This is a genomic window from Hyphomicrobiales bacterium, from assembly GCA_002869065.1.
Classification (GTDB): domain Bacteria; phylum Pseudomonadota; class Alphaproteobacteria; order Rhizobiales; family Rhodobiaceae; genus Rhodobium.
In genome coordinates this window covers 1-16,101 of sequence record PKTR01000002.1, presented here as the reverse complement: position 1 = coordinate 16,101, position 16,101 = coordinate 1, and the positions used below count along the sequence as shown (strand labels likewise).

18 protein-coding genes are annotated in these 16,101 nt (G+C 62.3%); 13 read left to right on the top strand and 5 right to left on the bottom strand.

The window, feature by feature from the left end; translation table 11 throughout:
* The first annotated feature begins 56 nt into the window (after positions 1–56).
* The 3 genes from C0606_03835 to C0606_03825 all read left to right on the top strand — a co-directional run bounded on the left by C0606_03835 (position 57) and on the right by C0606_03825 (position 1,668).
* Positions 57–548 (top strand): cytochrome B, encoded by a 492-nt coding sequence (locus C0606_03835; GenBank protein PLX37446.1) that lies wholly within the window; start codon positions 57–59, stop codon positions 546–548.
* 188 nt (positions 549–736) lie between these two features.
* On the top strand, positions 737–1,015 hold the full coding sequence (locus tag C0606_03830) for a hypothetical protein (protein PLX37445.1): 279 nt from the start codon (positions 737–739) through the stop codon (positions 1,013–1,015).
* A gap of 110 nt (positions 1,016–1,125) precedes the next feature.
* Complete coding sequence (locus C0606_03825; protein ID PLX37444.1) at positions 1,126–1,668, top strand: hypothetical protein; 543 nt, start codon at positions 1,126–1,128, stop codon at positions 1,666–1,668.
* A gap of 62 nt (positions 1,669–1,730) precedes the next feature.
* On the opposite strand, the gene C0606_03820 is transcribed toward C0606_03825, so the two are convergent.
* Complete coding sequence (locus C0606_03820) at positions 1,731–2,939, bottom strand: hypothetical protein (protein PLX37443.1); 1,209 nt, start codon at positions 2,937–2,939, stop codon at positions 1,731–1,733.
* A 59-nt stretch (positions 2,940–2,998) separates the two neighbouring features.
* Here C0606_03820 and C0606_03815 point away from each other — a divergent pair, with 59 nt between their 5' ends.
* From C0606_03815 to C0606_03775, 9 genes are all read left to right on the top strand, one after another.
* The gene (locus C0606_03815) at positions 2,999–4,078 is read left to right on the top strand and encodes a GSCFA family protein (GenBank protein PLX37442.1); all 1,080 of its coding nucleotides are present in this window, start codon (positions 2,999–3,001) and stop codon (positions 4,076–4,078) included.
* Complete coding sequence (locus C0606_03810; GenBank protein PLX37441.1) at positions 4,075–4,863, top strand: hypothetical protein; 789 nt, start codon at positions 4,075–4,077, stop codon at positions 4,861–4,863. Before C0606_03815 ends, C0606_03810 begins: the two co-directional genes overlap by 4 nt.
* 167 nt (positions 4,864–5,030) lie before the next feature.
* Positions 5,031–6,077: a glycosyl transferase family 1 gene (locus C0606_03805; GenBank protein ID PLX37440.1), complete on the top strand. Its 1,047-nt coding sequence runs from the start codon at positions 5,031–5,033 to the stop codon at positions 6,075–6,077.
* A gap of 65 nt (positions 6,078–6,142) precedes the next feature.
* The gene (locus C0606_03800) at positions 6,143–6,844 is read left to right on the top strand and encodes a hypothetical protein (GenBank protein PLX37439.1); all 702 of its coding nucleotides are present in this window, start codon (positions 6,143–6,145) and stop codon (positions 6,842–6,844) included.
* Positions 6,845–6,853: 9 nt separating this feature from the next.
* Positions 6,854–7,540, top strand: a complete 687-nt coding sequence (locus C0606_03795) for an FkbM family methyltransferase (protein ID PLX37438.1) — start codon at positions 6,854–6,856, stop codon at positions 7,538–7,540.
* A 4-nt stretch (positions 7,541–7,544) separates the two neighbouring features.
* Entirely contained in the window at positions 7,545–8,306 is a 762-nt protein-coding gene (locus tag C0606_03790) for a glycosyl transferase family 25 (GenBank protein PLX37437.1), read from the top strand.
* Positions 8,303–9,325, top strand: a complete 1,023-nt coding sequence (locus C0606_03785; protein ID PLX37436.1) for a glycosyltransferase — start codon at positions 8,303–8,305, stop codon at positions 9,323–9,325. Before C0606_03790 ends, C0606_03785 begins: the two co-directional genes overlap by 4 nt.
* 1 nt (position 9,326) lies before the next feature.
* Positions 9,327–10,130, top strand: a complete 804-nt coding sequence (locus C0606_03780; protein ID PLX37435.1) for a glycosyl transferase family 25 — start codon at positions 9,327–9,329, stop codon at positions 10,128–10,130.
* 177 nt (positions 10,131–10,307) lie between these two features.
* Positions 10,308–12,122 carry a hypothetical protein gene (locus C0606_03775; protein PLX37434.1) on the top strand — a complete coding sequence of 605 codons (1,815 nt, stop codon included), beginning with the start codon at positions 10,308–10,310 and terminating at the stop codon, positions 12,120–12,122.
* Positions 12,123–12,317: 195 nt separating this feature from the next.
* Here the strand turns inward: C0606_03775 and C0606_03770 are convergent, their stop codons facing one another.
* The 4 genes from C0606_03770 to C0606_03755 form a co-directional block, all read right to left on the bottom strand.
* Entirely contained in the window at positions 12,318–12,758 is a 441-nt protein-coding gene (locus C0606_03770) for a hypothetical protein (protein ID PLX37433.1), read from the bottom strand.
* Between the two features lie 3 nt (positions 12,759–12,761).
* Positions 12,762–13,238 (bottom strand): hypothetical protein, encoded by a 477-nt coding sequence (locus tag C0606_03765; protein ID PLX37432.1) that lies wholly within the window; start codon positions 13,236–13,238, stop codon positions 12,762–12,764.
* Between the two features lie 38 nt (positions 13,239–13,276).
* Positions 13,277–13,456, bottom strand: coding sequence for a hypothetical protein (locus C0606_03760; protein PLX37431.1), 180 nt, complete (start codon positions 13,454–13,456; stop codon positions 13,277–13,279).
* A 349-nt stretch (positions 13,457–13,805) separates the two neighbouring features.
* On the bottom strand, positions 13,806–14,105 hold the full coding sequence (locus tag C0606_03755; protein ID PLX37430.1) for a hypothetical protein: 300 nt from the start codon (positions 14,103–14,105) through the stop codon (positions 13,806–13,808).
* On the opposite strand from C0606_03755, the gene C0606_03750 reads away from it, so the two are divergent.
* Positions 14,070–16,101 (top strand): hypothetical protein (locus tag C0606_03750; GenBank protein PLX37429.1); only part of this gene is annotated, 2,032 nt, incomplete at its 3' end. The two genes, C0606_03755 and C0606_03750, sit on opposite strands and share 36 nt — an antisense overlap.

The window sequence follows — 16,101 nt, the reverse complement described above, 5'->3', positions numbered from 1 at the left end:
GCCCCTTTCTCCTTTTCCCGAACTTTCCAGACAAATCCGCCCCGTAAGGACACGCCATGGCATCTCCCGCCGGTTATTCCCGCACCCAGATCATTCTCCACTGGCTCGTGGCGATCATGATCGCCGCCCAGTTCGTTTTCCATGACGCCATCTCCGCTGCCTGGCATGCATTCGTGTCCAGCGCTGCGGTCCCGTTCAATCCGCTGGTCGCCGCCCACGTCTTTGGCGGCATCGCGATCGGCGCCTTCATGCTGTGGCGTTTCGTGCTGCGCTTCCGGCGCGGTGTCCCCGCTCTCCCGCAGGAAGAAACCCCGGCGTTGAAATGGCTCGCCCATGCGGTCCACTGGGCTTTCTATGCGGTCGTTCTTCTCCTCGTCGTCTCCGGCGGTGCTGCCTGGTTCGGTGGTGTGGGGGCGGCAGCCTCGGCCCATGGCGTGCTCAAGACCCTGCTGCTGGCCCTCGTTGGCCTGCATGTCGGCGGCGCGTTCGTCCATTGGCTGGTGCTCAAGACCGACGTTCTGATGCGCATGTTCAAGCCGGCCACGTAGGCTTGCGTCGCGGGGCGAAAGGGCCGGCGTCGTTCACCGGCCCGGCTCCCCCGAACCCGGCCCGCCGCCGCCGCAGGGAATGCGGCGAAAATTATTTTTGTACCGGCTCTTGTTGGGCCATTTCGGCCACCACATTTTTCCTTCGTTCCGCTCCACGCACGGTAGCGGTTTTGGAAACATGGTGGCGCATGTCGTCATTGGAATCGGTTTCGCCGGATTCGCCTGAAAAGCCGGTACTCCCTGCAAAGAAAATCGGTCTCGCTGCTCTGATTGCGTTGGTTTCGGCCATTCTGATGGTCGCTTCGGAATCGGTTGCGACCGCCGCCGCTATCTCCTGGGCAGTGACCGGCGTTTTCCATCTTGGAGCAATGGTCACCATCTCGCTTTACGGTGTGATGCTGGTGCTGGCAGCCCTGGCAACCATCAAGTTCGCAATGGTTGCCTGGGCATCGGAAAGGGCCTCCTGAGGCGACGCCCTTAAGGCAACCGACACGGCTCGCGCCGCTCGCTGTTCGCTGACAAACGCGCTTCGGCTATCATCCCCTCAAGGTTTCGATGCCAAGGAGGGGAATGACCGATGAAACGAGCTCTGCGTGCCGGGTTGATCGCTTTTGTGTTGTCCGGACTTGCCGGCACCGCAGCCGCGCAGGAGCGTATCCTCACGCCCGAGCGGGCGGCGGGCTTCGACGCGGTCGTGACCCAATGCGTCAGTTTCGTGCGTATCAAGTCGGCCAATGCGATGTGCGACAAGCTCGCCCGCTCGGTCGCGAAGCTGGCTGAGGTGAATGGTCTGGCGCACAGCCATCTCGGCCGCACCGAATGGGGCTTCGGCACCGACGAATACCTCAAGCTACCGGCCGATGCGGGCTATGCCAATCCGGTTCACCTGACCTTCTATATCCGCGCCACCGGCCGGCCGAACAGCGTTGTCGTGTGGTGTTCGCTCTACCAGCGGATCGACGACGCGGGCGCCTCCGGACGCACCGGACGGCTGGTGATCTGGGAGGATTCCGGCATCGGCGCCGGCCCGGCGAAAAAGATCACCGCAGCTCTGGCCGCCGGCATTGCAGAGAAACTCGAACCGGTGTTCGAGACCCTCGGCGAGGGCAGGGCGGAGTAGTGCGGTCGGCGATGTTCAGCCACCCACCGTTCAGGTTTCGCCCCGACTTGTCAGAGCGCTCGTCAATTGGGTTGCGCCCACGTCTTTCCGATGACCAGGCTAGGGCAAGACGGCGAAGCGAGTTGCTGCGCGATGCCGTGGGCCGCCAGAATGCAGGCCCAGACCGTGAAATATCGGCCGCCGAGTTCGGCCGCCGCCGGCCCCGAGAAGTGAACTTGCTGACCCCGCCTGTCGGTCAGGCCCGCCCCGTAGTTTGACTGGAGGCCCGCGGTGGCCACGAGCCCGATCCGGCCGCTGTCGGCTGCAATCGCTTCGAGCACGCGTTCGAATTGCCGTTTGGTTCTCAAGCCGGCGGAATTGTTGGCAAGCCAGTCCGGAGTGTATTTGCCAAGCACAATGGGATAGGTCCCGGGGATGTCGCGCTGGACACCGCTCAGTAGGCCGCGCAGCGCGCGTTCGTAACGCGCCGCGTCCATCGCCGGATCGCCGCGCCTCGTCCGGTTGATATCCGCTTCGCCCTGGTGCCACAGAAACGCGACGACCCGGTTGTCGCCGGGCTGTTGCAGGGCTGTCCGGACGCGCTCGATCATGTCGCGATACAGCGGTGCTGCGGCGCGCTTTCTTGGTACGAAATCCGGATCGCCGATCCACTCCGAAATCGACGTGCTGCCGCGCGCCGCGGGTACGATCAGGACCTGTCGGTCCGCGTGCAAAACGCTCGCGGCGTAGTGCTCGGCAAATGCGCGTGAAAAACCCGTTCTGGTTCTACTCCGTCTGGGCTTGCCCCAATGTTCCAGTCCGTCGCCGGGCTGAACTTCAGATACGTCCGGAACGGGGATGACCTGGTGGTTTTTTCTGCCGAAACGGCCGACCTGCATGATCCGGTCATCAAACTGACCGCCGTGCGGCTGTGCATTCCGATCGGGGATGCCGGCGCCCGCCGCGTTCGACTGCCCGGCAACGACAATGATGTCGTATCCGGCGACAGTTTCAGCGCGCGAAGACGGAATAGTCGTCAGAAGCAGCAGGGCACCTGCTACCGCTAGTTTTCCTGCGTTACCCGCGAAAAACTGCGCAAATATTCCCAAGGCGCGGCGCGCCAGCGGAAAGGCAATTCGCATGTTGTCTGGCCTTTTTCCATTGTCTTTCGGATCTGCCACACAGATCCCTCGAACGTCATGATGAAATCGACAGAGCAATCTCAAGGAGACGGTAGCCCCCGAAAAGGGAGTGGTGTGGCAATCCTGCAACTTTGACATATTGATATACATTCTCAGAGTCGATAAACAAAATACAACGAAAACGGGAATGTAGTGGGGCGTAGGGTGCAATGGTTGGATCCAATCCGTATTCGGGACTTCCGAAAGACCGATTTTGGCGCTCAGCCGTGTCGGATGTGTCCCCGTTCGATATCGACGGCATCTACAATCCGAAATTCAAAATATTGAAGGAAATGCGGATCACGGCTGCGGGCAGCTGTTTTGCGCAGCACATCGCCCGCCAGTTCAAACGACGCGGATACATGTTCAACGATGTGGAACCGGCGCCGCCCTTTCTGACGCCCAGTCTCGCGCAGAGCTACGGGTTCGATCTCTACAGCGCCCGGCACGGCAACATCTATTCGGTCCGCCAGCTCCTGCAGATGTACAAACGGGCTTTCGGTCGTTTTTCGCCGAAAGAGTCCGTCTGGATGTCAAAGGGGAGGTTTTTCGATCCCTTTCGCCCGTCCATCGAACCCGACGGTTTCGCTAGCGAAAAAGAGCTGCGCGATGATGTGAAGTACCATCTCAACGCCGTCGCGACGCTGTTGCAGCAGACCGATCTGTTCGTTTTCACCTTCGGATTGACGGAAGGGTGGGAGTGCATCGCCGACGGTGCTGTTTTCCCCTCATGCCCCGGTGTCATTGCCGGCGAATTCGATGCCGACAAACATCGTTTTCACAATTTCAGTTTCGAGGAAAACCTCAAGGACGCTGAAGAGTTCATAGCATTTGCGACCTCTATGAACCCCGGTATCAAATTTCTCTTCACCGTATCGCCGGTGCCGCTCACCGCGACGGCCTCCGGCGAGCACGTTTTGCCGGCCACGATCTATTCGAAATCGGTGCTGCGCGCTGTTTGCGGCGAACTGCAACGCAAATATGCCAACGTTGATTACTTCCCGTCCTACGAATTGGTGTCGGCCTATCCGTTCAGGGGCATGTTCTACAATCCGAACATGCGTTCGGTGAACGACCGTGGCGTGAACCACGTCATGGAGATTTTCTTCTCGTCGCACGAAGAAAAGGGTGAGGAGAAGCCGCGCGGGAGGGCGAGGCGGCCGAACGCGAAGCGCCTGGCTTTGGCGGCCAAAAGCAAGAAAGCCGACGACGTCATGTGTGACGATGAGATCCTGGAGGTCTTCGGATGAAGGAGATCTTAATTTGCGGCAACTCCCATGTTGGCGCGCTGAAACTTGGTTTCGACCAACTGCGTGACCGTAGTGACAAACCGGATAAGCTATTTGAAAGTATGACTATTTTCCCGTTTGGTGGGGGCGGGAACGAGGTGCGATCGTTCAGCAAAGTTTCGAATGGCGAGCTTGTATTCACCTTTGAAGGGTACCGCCGGAACCTGACCAAATTCACGGGCAAAAGGGCGTTCGACAGCAACCCCCTCTACGGCTTTGTTTTGGGTACGCATGCCTCGCGATTGTACAAGAACCCATTTTGGAAGACGGCGGCGCCCTCCGTCATTGCGTCGAAGGATTTCCGGCCGGTATCGAATGCGTTGATTGATCTGATGATCAAGGCAGATCAGGAACATACAATCGCATTCTTAGAAAATGCCAAGAAGGTCGGACTGAATTTCTTCGTGGTTTCCTGCCCGCTGCCGCGGCGAGTTCATCCGTGCATAGAAAGGCCGGGCCGAAAAGGCGTGCCCGCAGAAACCGTTGCCACGTTGGACGCCCGATGCAAGCAACTGATGAGCGAATGGTGTGCCGAGAACGATGTCGCTTTCGTCCCGTCACCCAAGTCTACCATCGGCGCAGACGGGTTTTTGATCGACTCGTATGGCAGTACCGCAAACCGCAAAGGATCGGATAAGCCGGATACCCATCACGCCAATGCAGAATATGGCGTCTTAATGATGAAAAAGATCGCCGATCATTGTGCGGAATACCTCGATCGACCGCAACAGCGTCGTGCCGTCTAGTCGTCCGCCGATCCGCGCACGTTGGCATTGAGTCGCGCGCGCATCTGAAAATGAAACTACCTGAAGCACGCTGGCGCCGGCCTGTCGTGGGGTGTATTGCCTGTCGGTGAGCGGCGCGCGCGCACCCGTGCGCCAAGTTGTGCTCGAAGAGTGGCGCCGAGAGTGGAATGACCCTGCATCCCGACCAGATCGAAGCGGTGGCGCCGAACCTGAAGCGGCGGCTGTCCGGGGTGACCTCGACTATCGTGCGCCTCGTGCCTTTGATGGCGAAAGGTCGCGGCGTCGTCGCGACAGGTCCGGGCCTGCCCGATAACGTGCCGCAGATCTCGCTCTGGCGGGCGGCGACACTGCCGCGCGACCGCTGGTGCGTCTGGCATGCCCGGCGCAACACCGAGATGCTGCTCGGCCTCGTCTTCCGTTATCTGCTCGGCCGCAAATACCGCCTGCTGTTCACCTCGGCGAGCCAGCGCAAACACACCGGCTACACGAAATGGCTGATCGCGCGGATGGACGCGGTGATTGCCACCTCCTCGCGCACCGCGTCTTACCTGGAGCGCCCGCCGACCGTCATCTTGCACGGCATCGATACCGACACTTTCGCGCCGCCATCCGACCGCGCCGCGCTGCGCAACAAACTGGGCCTGCCGGACGGGCTGCTCGTCGGTTGCTACGGCCGCATCCGCCACCAGAAGGGCACCGACGCCTTTGTCGACGCGATGATCGAGGTGCTGAAGACCGAGCCCGGCGCAACCGGCATCGTCATGGGCCGCGCGACGGAAAAACACCTCGCCTTCGAGCGCGAGCTGAAGGAAAAGGTCGCCGCGTTCGGCTTGGCGGAGCGCATCCTGTTCAAGCCCGAAGTGCCGGTCGAGCGTATGGCCGCGTGGTATCAGGTGCTCGATCTGTTTGTCGCGCCGCAGCGCTGGGAGGGCTTTGGCCTCACCCCGATCGAGGCGATGGCCTGTGGCGTACCTGTCGTCGCGACCCGCGTCGGCGCCTTCGAAGAACTGGTCGTCGAGGGGGAAACCGGCCATCTGGTCGATCCGGGCGATATCCCGGCGATGGCCGCCGCGATGACGGACCTGCTCGGCGATGCGGCAAAGCGCGCCGAAATGGCAAAAGCGGCCCGCGCCGACATGCTCGCGCGCTTCCGGCTCGAGCGCGAGGCCGACGATATTCTCGCCGTCTACGATCGGCTGCTGGCCATCGGTTGACGCAGCTATTTGCGAATTGTTGCCCGGTCCAGTAGACCGGAGCGAAAATAACCTTCGGGACTGTGATGGACTTCCAGTATATCGACCCGCCGATGCCGTCGTTTTCGCGCTATCGGGCGATGATGCAGCGTGCGCCCGGCGCCTCGATGCTGCGTGCGCTCGAATACGAGGCTGTCGTCTCGCTGCCGCTGAAAGGCCGGGTGCTCGATTTCGGCGGTGGGCAACGGGCGAAATACGTGCCGCTTCTGCCAGCGGGGCTCGACCTTGCCTCGGTCAACATCGATGAGGAATTCCAGCCGACCGAGATCGTCCCGGTCGGCGCGCCGCTGCCCTTCGAGGCCGACAGCTTCGACGGCGCGATTTCGCTGAATGTCTTCGAACACATCTACGACACCCGCTTCGTGCTCGACGAGATCTTCCGGGTGTTGAAGCCGGGCGGCACACTCTATGCCGCCGTGCCGTGGATGTTCCGCGTCCACGGGCACCCGGACGACTATTCGCGCCACACCGCGAGCTGGTGGCAGAAGACCATCGAATTGACCGGATTCTCGGCCATGACCATCCAGCCGATGTGCTGGGGCAAGGCGACCTCGGGGCGCATGATCGGCGGCAACGGCATGCTCGGCAGCGTCAACCGCTGGGCGGCGGTGTTGACCGATATCGTGACGGCCCGTGCACGCTCGAAGAGCCGTACCCATATGGTCGGCAAGGCGGCGACGCGCGCGGCAGCGGTTGCGCCGGGCTGGCTGTTCACGGCAACGAAATAGGAGCGCGGGTTGAACAAGGCTGCGGTTCTGCTGAAAAGACTGTTCGACGTCGGCACCGTCAGGGTCGGCGACGTGAAGCTTCATTCGTCGCGGCGCGACGTGCCGAAGGGCGTCCAGAAGGCGCTGTTCAACGGCAAGTATGAGCGCTTTGAGCGCGAGATGGTCGTCGCCCATGTAAAGCCCGGCGATCGGGTGCTGGAAATCGGCGTCGGCGTTGGCCTGATCACCCTGACGGCGGCCAGCAAGGTTGGCGCCGACCATATCTGGTCCTACGAGGCCAACCCGGCGCTTGAGCCACTTATCCGGCGCAATTTCGCGCTGAACGGCCTGCACCCGGATCTGACCATGAAGGCGGTCACCGCCGATGGCCGCGATCTGGTCTTTTATCAGGACAAGAAGGTGCTCTCCTCGTCGATCTTCGACCGCAAGCTCGAGGGTGGCGAGGTGACGGTCAAGAGCGTAGCGATCCAGACGCTGATCGAGCGCCACGATCCGAACGTGCTGATCCTCGATGTCGAGGGCGCGGAGCTGGAAATCCTGCCCGCCGCCGACCTGTCGCATGTCGACCGCATCATCGTCGAAATGCACCCGCATGTGATCGGCGCTGACAAGGTCGAGGGGTTGCTCGCCGATCTCGCCGCGCAGGGCTTCAAGCTGATCGAGAAGCAGTCGATCACCTATTATCTGGCGCGCTGACACCATGTGGCCTGTCTACGTCATCAATCTCGCCGACAATACCGGCCGTATGGAGCGCAGCGCCGCGCAGCTCGACGCGCAAGGCATCGCGTTCCACCGCATCGATGGCGTCAACGGCTGGGCGATGAGCGATGACGAGATCGCCCGTGTCTACGATCCCGCGCTGAACCGCAGGAAGGCGCGCCATCCTCTCGTCCGTCCCGAGATCGGCTGCTATCTGAGCCACGTCGCGGCCTGGCAGGCGATTGCCGAGGGCGAGGCAGAGGGCGGCTTCATCCTCGAAGATGATTTCCGCGCCGAGGAAACGCTCGCTGGCGCGCTGCGCCTTTTGTCCGCCGACAGCGGCTGGGACATGGTCAAGCTCTACTCGCTCGACCCCGACACCAAGCTGATCGGTGAGCGGTTGCTTGGCGAGGGGTTCACCATCGGCATTCCCTACCGCGTGCCGACCTGCCTGATCGGTTATGGCGTGACCCGCGACGCTGCCCGTCGGCTGGTTGCCCGCGCGCTGCCCGTGGTGCGCCCGGTCGATGAGGAAATGAAGTTCTTCTGGGAGACGGGCCTGCGCGTCGCGCTCGTCCGGCCGCAGCCGATTGCCGTCGGCGATCAGGAAACCGCGACCGGCACCATCGGCCAGTCGCGCCGCCGCGATGTGCCCGTCGCCGGCGCGCGCGGCAAGTTCTCTCAGGCGCTGCACGGGCTGCGCTACCAGCTCGGCTACCGGCTGAGGCTGCACTATCACCGCATGAAGGAAGGCAATCGATGAAGGCGCTGCATATCCATTTCGGCAAGGATGGCGGGGCGGAACGCTTCTTCGTCAACCTCGCCAAGGCGCTTGCCGAGCGCGGCGTCGAGCAGCGCTTCGTCATCCGCCCGAAGCGAATCTGGAAGCCGGAGATCGAGCCGCTCGGCGAGATCATCGAGGACCACTACCGCAATTTCTCGATCTCGAAATACACCACCCGCTGGCGCGTTCACCGCATGGTGCATGAGTGGCAGCCGCAGGTGATCATGGCTTGGATGAACCGCGCCAGCCAGCTGATCCCGGCCGATGCCCCGGCGATCAAGCTGACCCGGCTCGGCGACTATCCGCGCGCCCTCAAGCACTACATGCGGAACGATTGCATGGTCTCGAACGTGCCGGGCATCGCCGAAACGCTACGCGAGCTTGGCTGGACCAAACCGATCCACGTCATCTCCAACTTCCCGCGCGAGGTCGAGCCAGTAGCGGTCGACCGCGCCACGCTGGATACGCCGGAAGATGCCTTCCTCGTCGTCAGCTCAGGCCGCTTCGTGCCGCGCAAGGGCTTCGACGCGGTGATGCGGGCGGTGGCGAAAATCCCCGGCGCCTGGCTGTGGCTGGTCGGGGACGGACAGGAGCGCGAGAATCTCGAAGCGCTCGCCCGCGAACTCGGCATTGCCGAACGCGTCCGCTTCACCGGCTGGGTCGACGAGCCTATCCACTATGTCGCCGCTGGCGACGTTTATTGCATGGCCTCGCGCCACGAGCCTTTGGGCAATGTCATCCTGGAAAGCTGGCAGGCGGGCGTGCCGACGGTTGCCACCCGCGCCGAAGGGCCGAGCTGGTTCGTCGAGGATGGCCGCGACGCGCTGATGGTCGATATCGACGATGTCGAGGCGATGACCGCGGCGATCCTGCGCCTGCGCGATGACAAGGAGTTCGGCGCCGCGATTGCGAAGGCCGGCGCGGAGAAACTCGCCGCGCGCTTCTCCAAGAAGGTCATCGTCGACCAGTACCTGGACCTGTTCAACGGGCGACTGTGACATGAAGGCGCTGATCCTCAATCTGGCGGATCAGACCGAGCGCATGGCGCTGCAGCGCGCGCAGATGGCTCATTTCGCTCTCGACTTCGAGCGTATCGAGGCGGTCACACCGGCGACGCTTTCGCGCCCGACGGGGGATCCCTACTGGATGCGGTGGCAGCGGCCCATGCGGGATACCGAGAAGGCCGTTCTGGAAAGTCATCAGCGCGCCTGGCAATTCGTCGTCGAAACCGGCGAGCCGCATCTGATCCTCGAGGACGATGCGCTGCTGGCGGAAGGTGCGGCGGAACTGCTCGCCTCAGTGGAGAAGAGCGCCGCAATCGACCATCTGACGCTGGAGGCGCGCGGCCGCAAGAAACTGCTCGGCGCTCAGCTGGACGAACTGCCCGTCCGCCGGCTCTATCAGGATCGCACCGGCGCGGCCGCCTATGTGCTGTGGCCGTCGGGCGCGGAAAAGCTTCTCGCCCACACCGCGCATGCCGGCGCGCTTGCCGACGCTGCCATCTGCTCCGCCTATTCCTTGCGCTCCTACCAGGCCGACCCCGCTCTGGCGATCCAGATCGACCGTTGTGAGATCTACGGGGTAACCGCGCCTTTCGTGGTCACCTCGACTATAGACGTAGAACGAAAACCCGACAGGCTCGCCGGCCTGGCCTGGCACCAACGCGCCGGATTCCGTTTGCGCCGGTTCGCCGCGCAACTCAGGATGGGCTTGCGCCAACTCGCAAATGCCCACAGAGCGAGCCGAATTGCGGTGCCGGTTGCCTCGAACTGGCCTGAGTTTCGATCGCCGGACTTTCGGTAGATTTCGTTCGAAAATCCCTTTTGTTTCCGTCATTTGCTAAGAAGTCATGGCGTCGGATTGCCATGCTGTGAGCGCGTCTGCCCTAAGGGAAGGCAAGATGCGTTTTTCGGATTCACTGACAAAAAGTCGGTCGGCGCACCTCGGCTAAGGTTGTGTCTCGAGGGCGACTTGGGCTGTATGCCACGAATATTAGTTATTAGGAAAACATGCCGCGCCAGCGGGCGGGTATCTGCTTCAACGAATACTTTATTTTCAATTTATTTTAACGAATGGCGGCGACTCTGGCAGGAACAATTCGGGGTAACAACAATGAATCTCTCCATCCGCCAACGCCTCCTCGGCCTGCTTGCCATCACCGCCCTCGGCCTCTGTATCCTTGTCGGAGACATCGCCTGGACGTACCGCGCGCAAGTGATCGATCAGACGCGCGAAGAACTGTCCAACTACGTCGACAACGCCTACTCCATCATGGAGAGCTACGCCAAACGCGCCGAAGCGGGCGAGATGTCCGAAGATGAGGCCAAGCGGCTGAGCAACGAGGCCATCGGCGCGATGCGCTATCAGGCCGGCGGCTACTTCTGGGTCCATGACCTTGACCTTCACATGGTCATGCATCCGATGAAGCCGGCATTGAACGGCAAATACCTCGAAAGCCTCGCCGACAAGAACGGCACCAAGCTGTTCGTCGGCATGAACAAGGTGATCGCCGAGAACAATGGCGCAGGCTTCTTCCGCTACTACTGGGGCAAGCCCGGCGAGCCCGAGGACAAGGCGTTCCCGAAGGAATCCTACGTCAAGCTGTTCAAGCCCTGGGGTTATGTGATCGGCACGGGTGTCTACATCGACGACCTGAACAGCCAGATCTGGCAGGCGGTGCTTCCCATTATCATCGTCTCGGCCTTGCTTTTGCTCGGTGTCGGCGCCGTATCGTTGTTGATCGCCGGTTCGATCACCAAGCCGCTGGCGCGTGTGCGCAAGGCGATGCTGGAACTCGCGCATGGATCGACGGATATCGACGTGAGTGGCAGGATGCCGCCGGACATCCACGCCATGGCCGATACGCTGAAGGTGTTCCGCGACAATGCTGTCGAACGCCACACGCTTGAAGAAGAGCAGGGCAGGGAACAAAGCCGCCAGCTCGAGCGTCAGCGCACGCTCGATGCTTTGATCGCCGATTTCCGTGGCACCAGCGAAGAGACGCTGATGTCGGTCAGCGAGTTCATGGATCAGATGCAGACCGCTGCCCAGGCGCTCGCGGGCGTTGCCGAAAGCACCTCCGGTCAGGTTTCCGGCGCCGCCGCTGCCTCGGAAGAAGCCTCGACCAATGTGCAGACGGTTGCTTCGGCGGCTGAAGAGCTCGCCGCATCGATCTCGGATATCTCCGGCCAAATCGCGCGTACCAACGACGTGGTCAATCAGGCCTCGTCGTCGACCCGCGACGCCAGCACCAAGATCTCGACGCTGGCCGATGCGGCGCAGAAGATCGGCGAGGTGGTCAATCTCATTCAGGATATCGCCGAACAGACCAACCTGCTGGCCCTCAATGCGACCATCGAGGCGGCCCGCGCCGGCGAAATGGGCAAGGGCTTTGCGGTTGTCGCCTCCGAGGTGAAATCGCTCGCCAACCAGACCGCCAAGGCGACCGAAGAGATCAGCAACCAGGTCTCGCTGGTGCAGAACTCGACCCAGGAAGCGGTCCTCGCCATCCAGGGCATCGCCAGCACGATGGAAGAGGTCAACAGCTACACGGGTGCGATTGCCGCTGCCGTCGAGCAACAGGGATCGGCGACCAACGAAATCTCCCAGAGTGTCGGTGAGGCCGCATCGGGCACCCGGATGGTCGCGGAAAACATGACCGGCGTCATGACAGCGGTGGCCGAGACAAACCAGTCCGCCGACCAGGTGGAGTCGGTTTCGCTCGAGGCATCGCGTCAGGCCGCACGCCTGCGTGAAGCTGTCAGCCAGTTCCTGTCAAACGTCGCGGCTGCATAGGCTGCAGCCGACCTGCCAGGAAGCCGAAATATCGAAAACGGGCATGTCGGGAGACCGGTATGCCCGTTTTCGTTTGTCTGGACGTGGATATTCCCGTCTGGGTCGATCCCCATTAACACCTGCTTAGCAAAACCGGAATTTTCGGGCTTTCCATAGGCAACTTTTTGTGCCGATCGCTCCGTATTTCGGAATCCTTTACCCCCGTACGGCAAAATCTGTCCCCGGCGGAGTGCGCCTTCCGCCGAAACGCGCCAGTTCGGGAGCAGGAATATGTCCGCAGATAACAAATCGCCCGTTGCCAAGCCCGTCGGTCCCGCGACGGCCCCAAGCAAAGGCGAGGCGGAAGCCGAGGCCGCATGGGCGGTCAAGGCACGCAATGCGTCGGCCTTGAAGCAGGCGCATGATTTCATGCTCGACGAGGGACCGGTCGAACGTCAGGACCTGCTCAACGCAAACCTGCATTTCGGTTCCAATATTCCGGATGAGGAATACACCGGCTCGGGTGCGGCCGCGGCGGAGAGAACGCGCGGGCGCGGCGCTAATGACATTCGCGAACAGGCCGTTGGCGCGGGCGAAGGCGAAAATCAGCAGTCTGAGGGCGCAGATCTGGACGCGGCCGGCGCAGCCGCATCCCATGGCTCAGTCTTGGGTGGCGCAGGATCCGTCTATGCACCCGCCGACGCCGAAGACAGCGACATCGGCCCCTCGGGTGCGAGCGCGTCGTCGTCCGGCGGCGCCTCCTTGATGCCGGATGGCGTTGTGCCTGTCGATGAGTCGGTCAATCAGCCCACTGCCCGCGCGAGCGCGTCCGCCGCGCCGGCCACGACCGGATCTTCGGGTGGCGGAACCGGCAGTAGCGACGATGGCGACAGCGGCGACAATGACACCAATGACGTCAATCAGGCGCCGAGCGATATCGCGCTTTCCAACGCCTTCGTCGCCGAGAACAGCGCCGGCGGCACCGTCGTTGGCGAACTGAGCGCGACCGATCCCGATACCGGCGAAACCTTCACCTACGAACTGGTTGGTGGCGCATCCGAACTGTTCGTGATCGTTGGTAACCAGGTGCTGGTGCGCGGCGGTGCCACGCTCGATTTCGAGAGCGGAACGAGCCACGACATCGTCGTGCGGGTGACCGACTCGGCCGGCAACACCTACGAAGAGACGCTGACGATCGCGCTTGAAAACGAAAGCGGTTTCATCGTCGGCACACCGGACAACGACGTGCTGACCGGCACCTCGGAAGAGGACCGTTTCGAAGGTCGCGACGGCGACGATACGTTCGTCGGCGGCATGGGTGCCGACACGCTGGTCGGCGGCGCCGGCAGCGACACGGCGGACTATTCCGCCTCCGACGAGGCCGTCTCGGTCAATCTCGCGCGCGGCGGTGGAACCGGCGGGGACGCGGAAGGAGACGTCTACGAAGGCATTGAGAACGTTACCGGTTCGTCCGGTAATGACACCATCGTCGGAAATGCCGGCGCCAACGTTATTTCGGGTGGCGAGGGCGACGACAGCCTCGTTGCCGGCGCCGGTGACGACACGATTTCCGGCGGCGCTGGCGATGACACCATCGCGGGCGGTGCCGGCACCGACACGCTGCAGCTCGACGGCGCGCAGTCCGACTATGCCATCGTTCGCAACTCCGATGGCTCTTTCACCATCGTTGACACCCGGGTCTGGTCACCGGATGGCACCGACATCGTCAGCGGTGTCGAGAACCTCGAATTCTCCGACGGCACGGTCGACATCGACGACGCCTACGACGCGGCCAGCAATGTTGCGCCGACCGATCTCGTCGTCAGCAACGACACGGTCGATGAGAACAGCGCCGACGGTACCGCGGTCGGGCGCGTTTCCGTTGACGACGACAACGCGAACGACGTCCACACCTTCGCGCTCGTCGACGATGCCGGCGGCGCCTTCGCGATCGATCCGAACACCGGCGTGATCACGGTCGCCGATTCCGCGCTGCTCGACCACGAGGGCAATCCGACCCTCGATATCATCGTGCGCGTCACCGACCGCTTTGGCGAGACCTACCAAGAAACCGTCACCATCAACGTGGCTGACGTCAACGAGACCACCGTTTCGGCCATCAGCGACAGCAATGCCTCGGCAAACGGAATTGCCGAGAACGCCGCGATCGGGTCGGTCGTCGGCATCACCGCTTTCGCCACCGACTCCGACGGCACCGACACCGTCACCTATTCGCTTTCTGACGATGCGGGCGGTCTCTTCGCCATCGATCCGGTAACCGGCGTGGTAACCGTTGCCGGTGCGATCAGCTTCGAGGATGGAGCAACGCAAACCATTGAGGTTACGGCAACTTCTTCGGACGGCTCGACCTCGACCCAGACCTATACGATCACCGTTGACGACGTTGCCGAGCACATCGTTCTGACCAGCGGCAACGACGTGTTCACCGACAATGGCGTGACGGAACTCTCCATCGACGCCGGCGACGGTTACGACACCGTCATCGGCTCGAGCGGCGATGATTCCATTTTCGGCGGTACCGGGTTCGATTCGCTTGTCGGCGGCGACGGCAATGACATCCTTGAAGGTGATGGCGGCCTCGATACGATTGAAGGCGGCGCTGGCAACGACACCATCGACGGCGGCGCGTGGGACGACTCTCTCTCTGGCGGTTCCGGAGACGACGTGATCCTGGGCCAGGGCGGCAAGGACGCGCTCGACGGCGGCACGGGCAACGATACGCTCGATGGCGGCGCCTGGAACGACACGCTGACCGGTGGTGCCGGCAATGACGTGATCGACGGTGGCGACGGCAACGACGTCGTCATCTTCTCTGGCGATTGGACCGACTACACCATCACCTATGACGCAGGCACCGACACCTACACCGTGGTCGACAACCGCCCCGGTTCGCCGGATGGCACCGACACGGTCACCGGCGTCGAGACCTTCCAGTTCGCCGATCAGACGATCACCGTTTCCGATCCGTCCGACCTGCTGAACGAGGCTGCGACCGACATCACCTTCTCAGGTGACACCATCGACGAAGATGCCGTCGACGGCACAGTCGTCGGCACGGCGAGCGCTGTCGATCCCGATTCAGGCGACACGCATACCTACTCGTTGCTGGACGATGCGGGCGGCGCCTTTGCGATCGATCCGAACACCGGCGCAATCACGGTCGCCGATGCGTCGCTCATCGACCACGAATCCGCTTCGACCATGGACATCACCGTCCGCGTTACCGACGCCGGTGGGCTGACCCATGACGAAGTTCTGACGATCAACATCAGCGACGTCGACGAATTCGACGTGACGGCACCGACCGATGCCGATGCGAGCGCGAACTCGGTCGGCGAGAATGCCGCGAACGGCACCAGCGTCGGCATCACAGCCAGCGCGATCGACGCGGACGGCACCAACAACACCGTCACCTACAGCCTCGTCGATGGTTCAGGAAATCCGATTGTCGGTGGCCCCTTCGCAATCGATCCGAACACCGGCGAAGTGACAGTCGCCGATAACAGCCAGCTCGACTACGAAACGGCGACAAGTCACACGATTTTCGTCGAAGCGACTTCGTCCGATGGCTCGACGTCGACGCAGAGCTTCACGATTAATCTGAGCGACGACAACGAATTCTCGGTCTCCGCGGTCAGTGACAGCAATGCCTCTGGCAACAGCGTGTCGGAAGGCGCGTCGGTTGGTTCGGTCGTGGGCATCACGGCGGTCGCGACGGATGCGGACGGTACCGATACCGTCACCTACAGCCTGACCGACGATGCGGGTGGTCTGTTCACGATCGACGCCTCGACGGGTGTGGTGACGGTGGCAGCCGGTCTCGATGCCGAGACGGCGACCAGCCACACGATCGAGGTGACGGCGTCGTCGAGTGACGGCTCGAGCTCGAGCCAGAGCTTCACGATCAGCGTGACGGATGAGAACGAGACGGCGATCTCGGCGATCAGCGACAGCAACGGCTCGGCCGACCTGGTGTCGG

Coding starts and splice junctions, on each gene's coding strand:
- C0606_03835 (PLX37446.1), top strand. CDS start 57: ATGGCATCTCCCGCCGGTTATTCCCGCACCCAGATCATTCTCCACTGG.
- C0606_03800 (PLX37439.1), top strand. CDS start 6,143: ATGGACTTCCAGTATATCGACCCGCCGATGCCGTCGTTTTCGCGCTAT.
- C0606_03770 (PLX37433.1), bottom strand. CDS start 12,758: ATGGGATGCGGCTGCGCCGGCCGCGTCCAGATCTGCGCCCTCAGACTG.
- C0606_03820 (PLX37443.1), bottom strand. CDS start 2,939: ATGTATATCAATATGTCAAAGTTGCAGGATTGCCACACCACTCCCTTT.
- C0606_03830 (PLX37445.1), top strand. CDS start 737: ATGTCGTCATTGGAATCGGTTTCGCCGGATTCGCCTGAAAAGCCGGTA.
- C0606_03810 (PLX37441.1), top strand. CDS start 4,075: ATGAAGGAGATCTTAATTTGCGGCAACTCCCATGTTGGCGCGCTGAAA.
- C0606_03775 (PLX37434.1), top strand. CDS start 10,308: ATGCCACGAATATTAGTTATTAGGAAAACATGCCGCGCCAGCGGGCGG.
- C0606_03785 (PLX37436.1), top strand. CDS start 8,303: ATGAAGGCGCTGCATATCCATTTCGGCAAGGATGGCGGGGCGGAACGC.
- C0606_03805 (PLX37440.1), top strand. CDS start 5,031: ATGACCCTGCATCCCGACCAGATCGAAGCGGTGGCGCCGAACCTGAAG.
- C0606_03825 (PLX37444.1), top strand. CDS start 1,126: ATGAAACGAGCTCTGCGTGCCGGGTTGATCGCTTTTGTGTTGTCCGGA.
- C0606_03790 (PLX37437.1), top strand. CDS start 7,545: ATGTGGCCTGTCTACGTCATCAATCTCGCCGACAATACCGGCCGTATG.
- C0606_03815 (PLX37442.1), top strand. CDS start 2,999: ATGGTTGGATCCAATCCGTATTCGGGACTTCCGAAAGACCGATTTTGG.
- C0606_03780 (PLX37435.1), top strand. CDS start 9,327: ATGAAGGCGCTGATCCTCAATCTGGCGGATCAGACCGAGCGCATGGCG.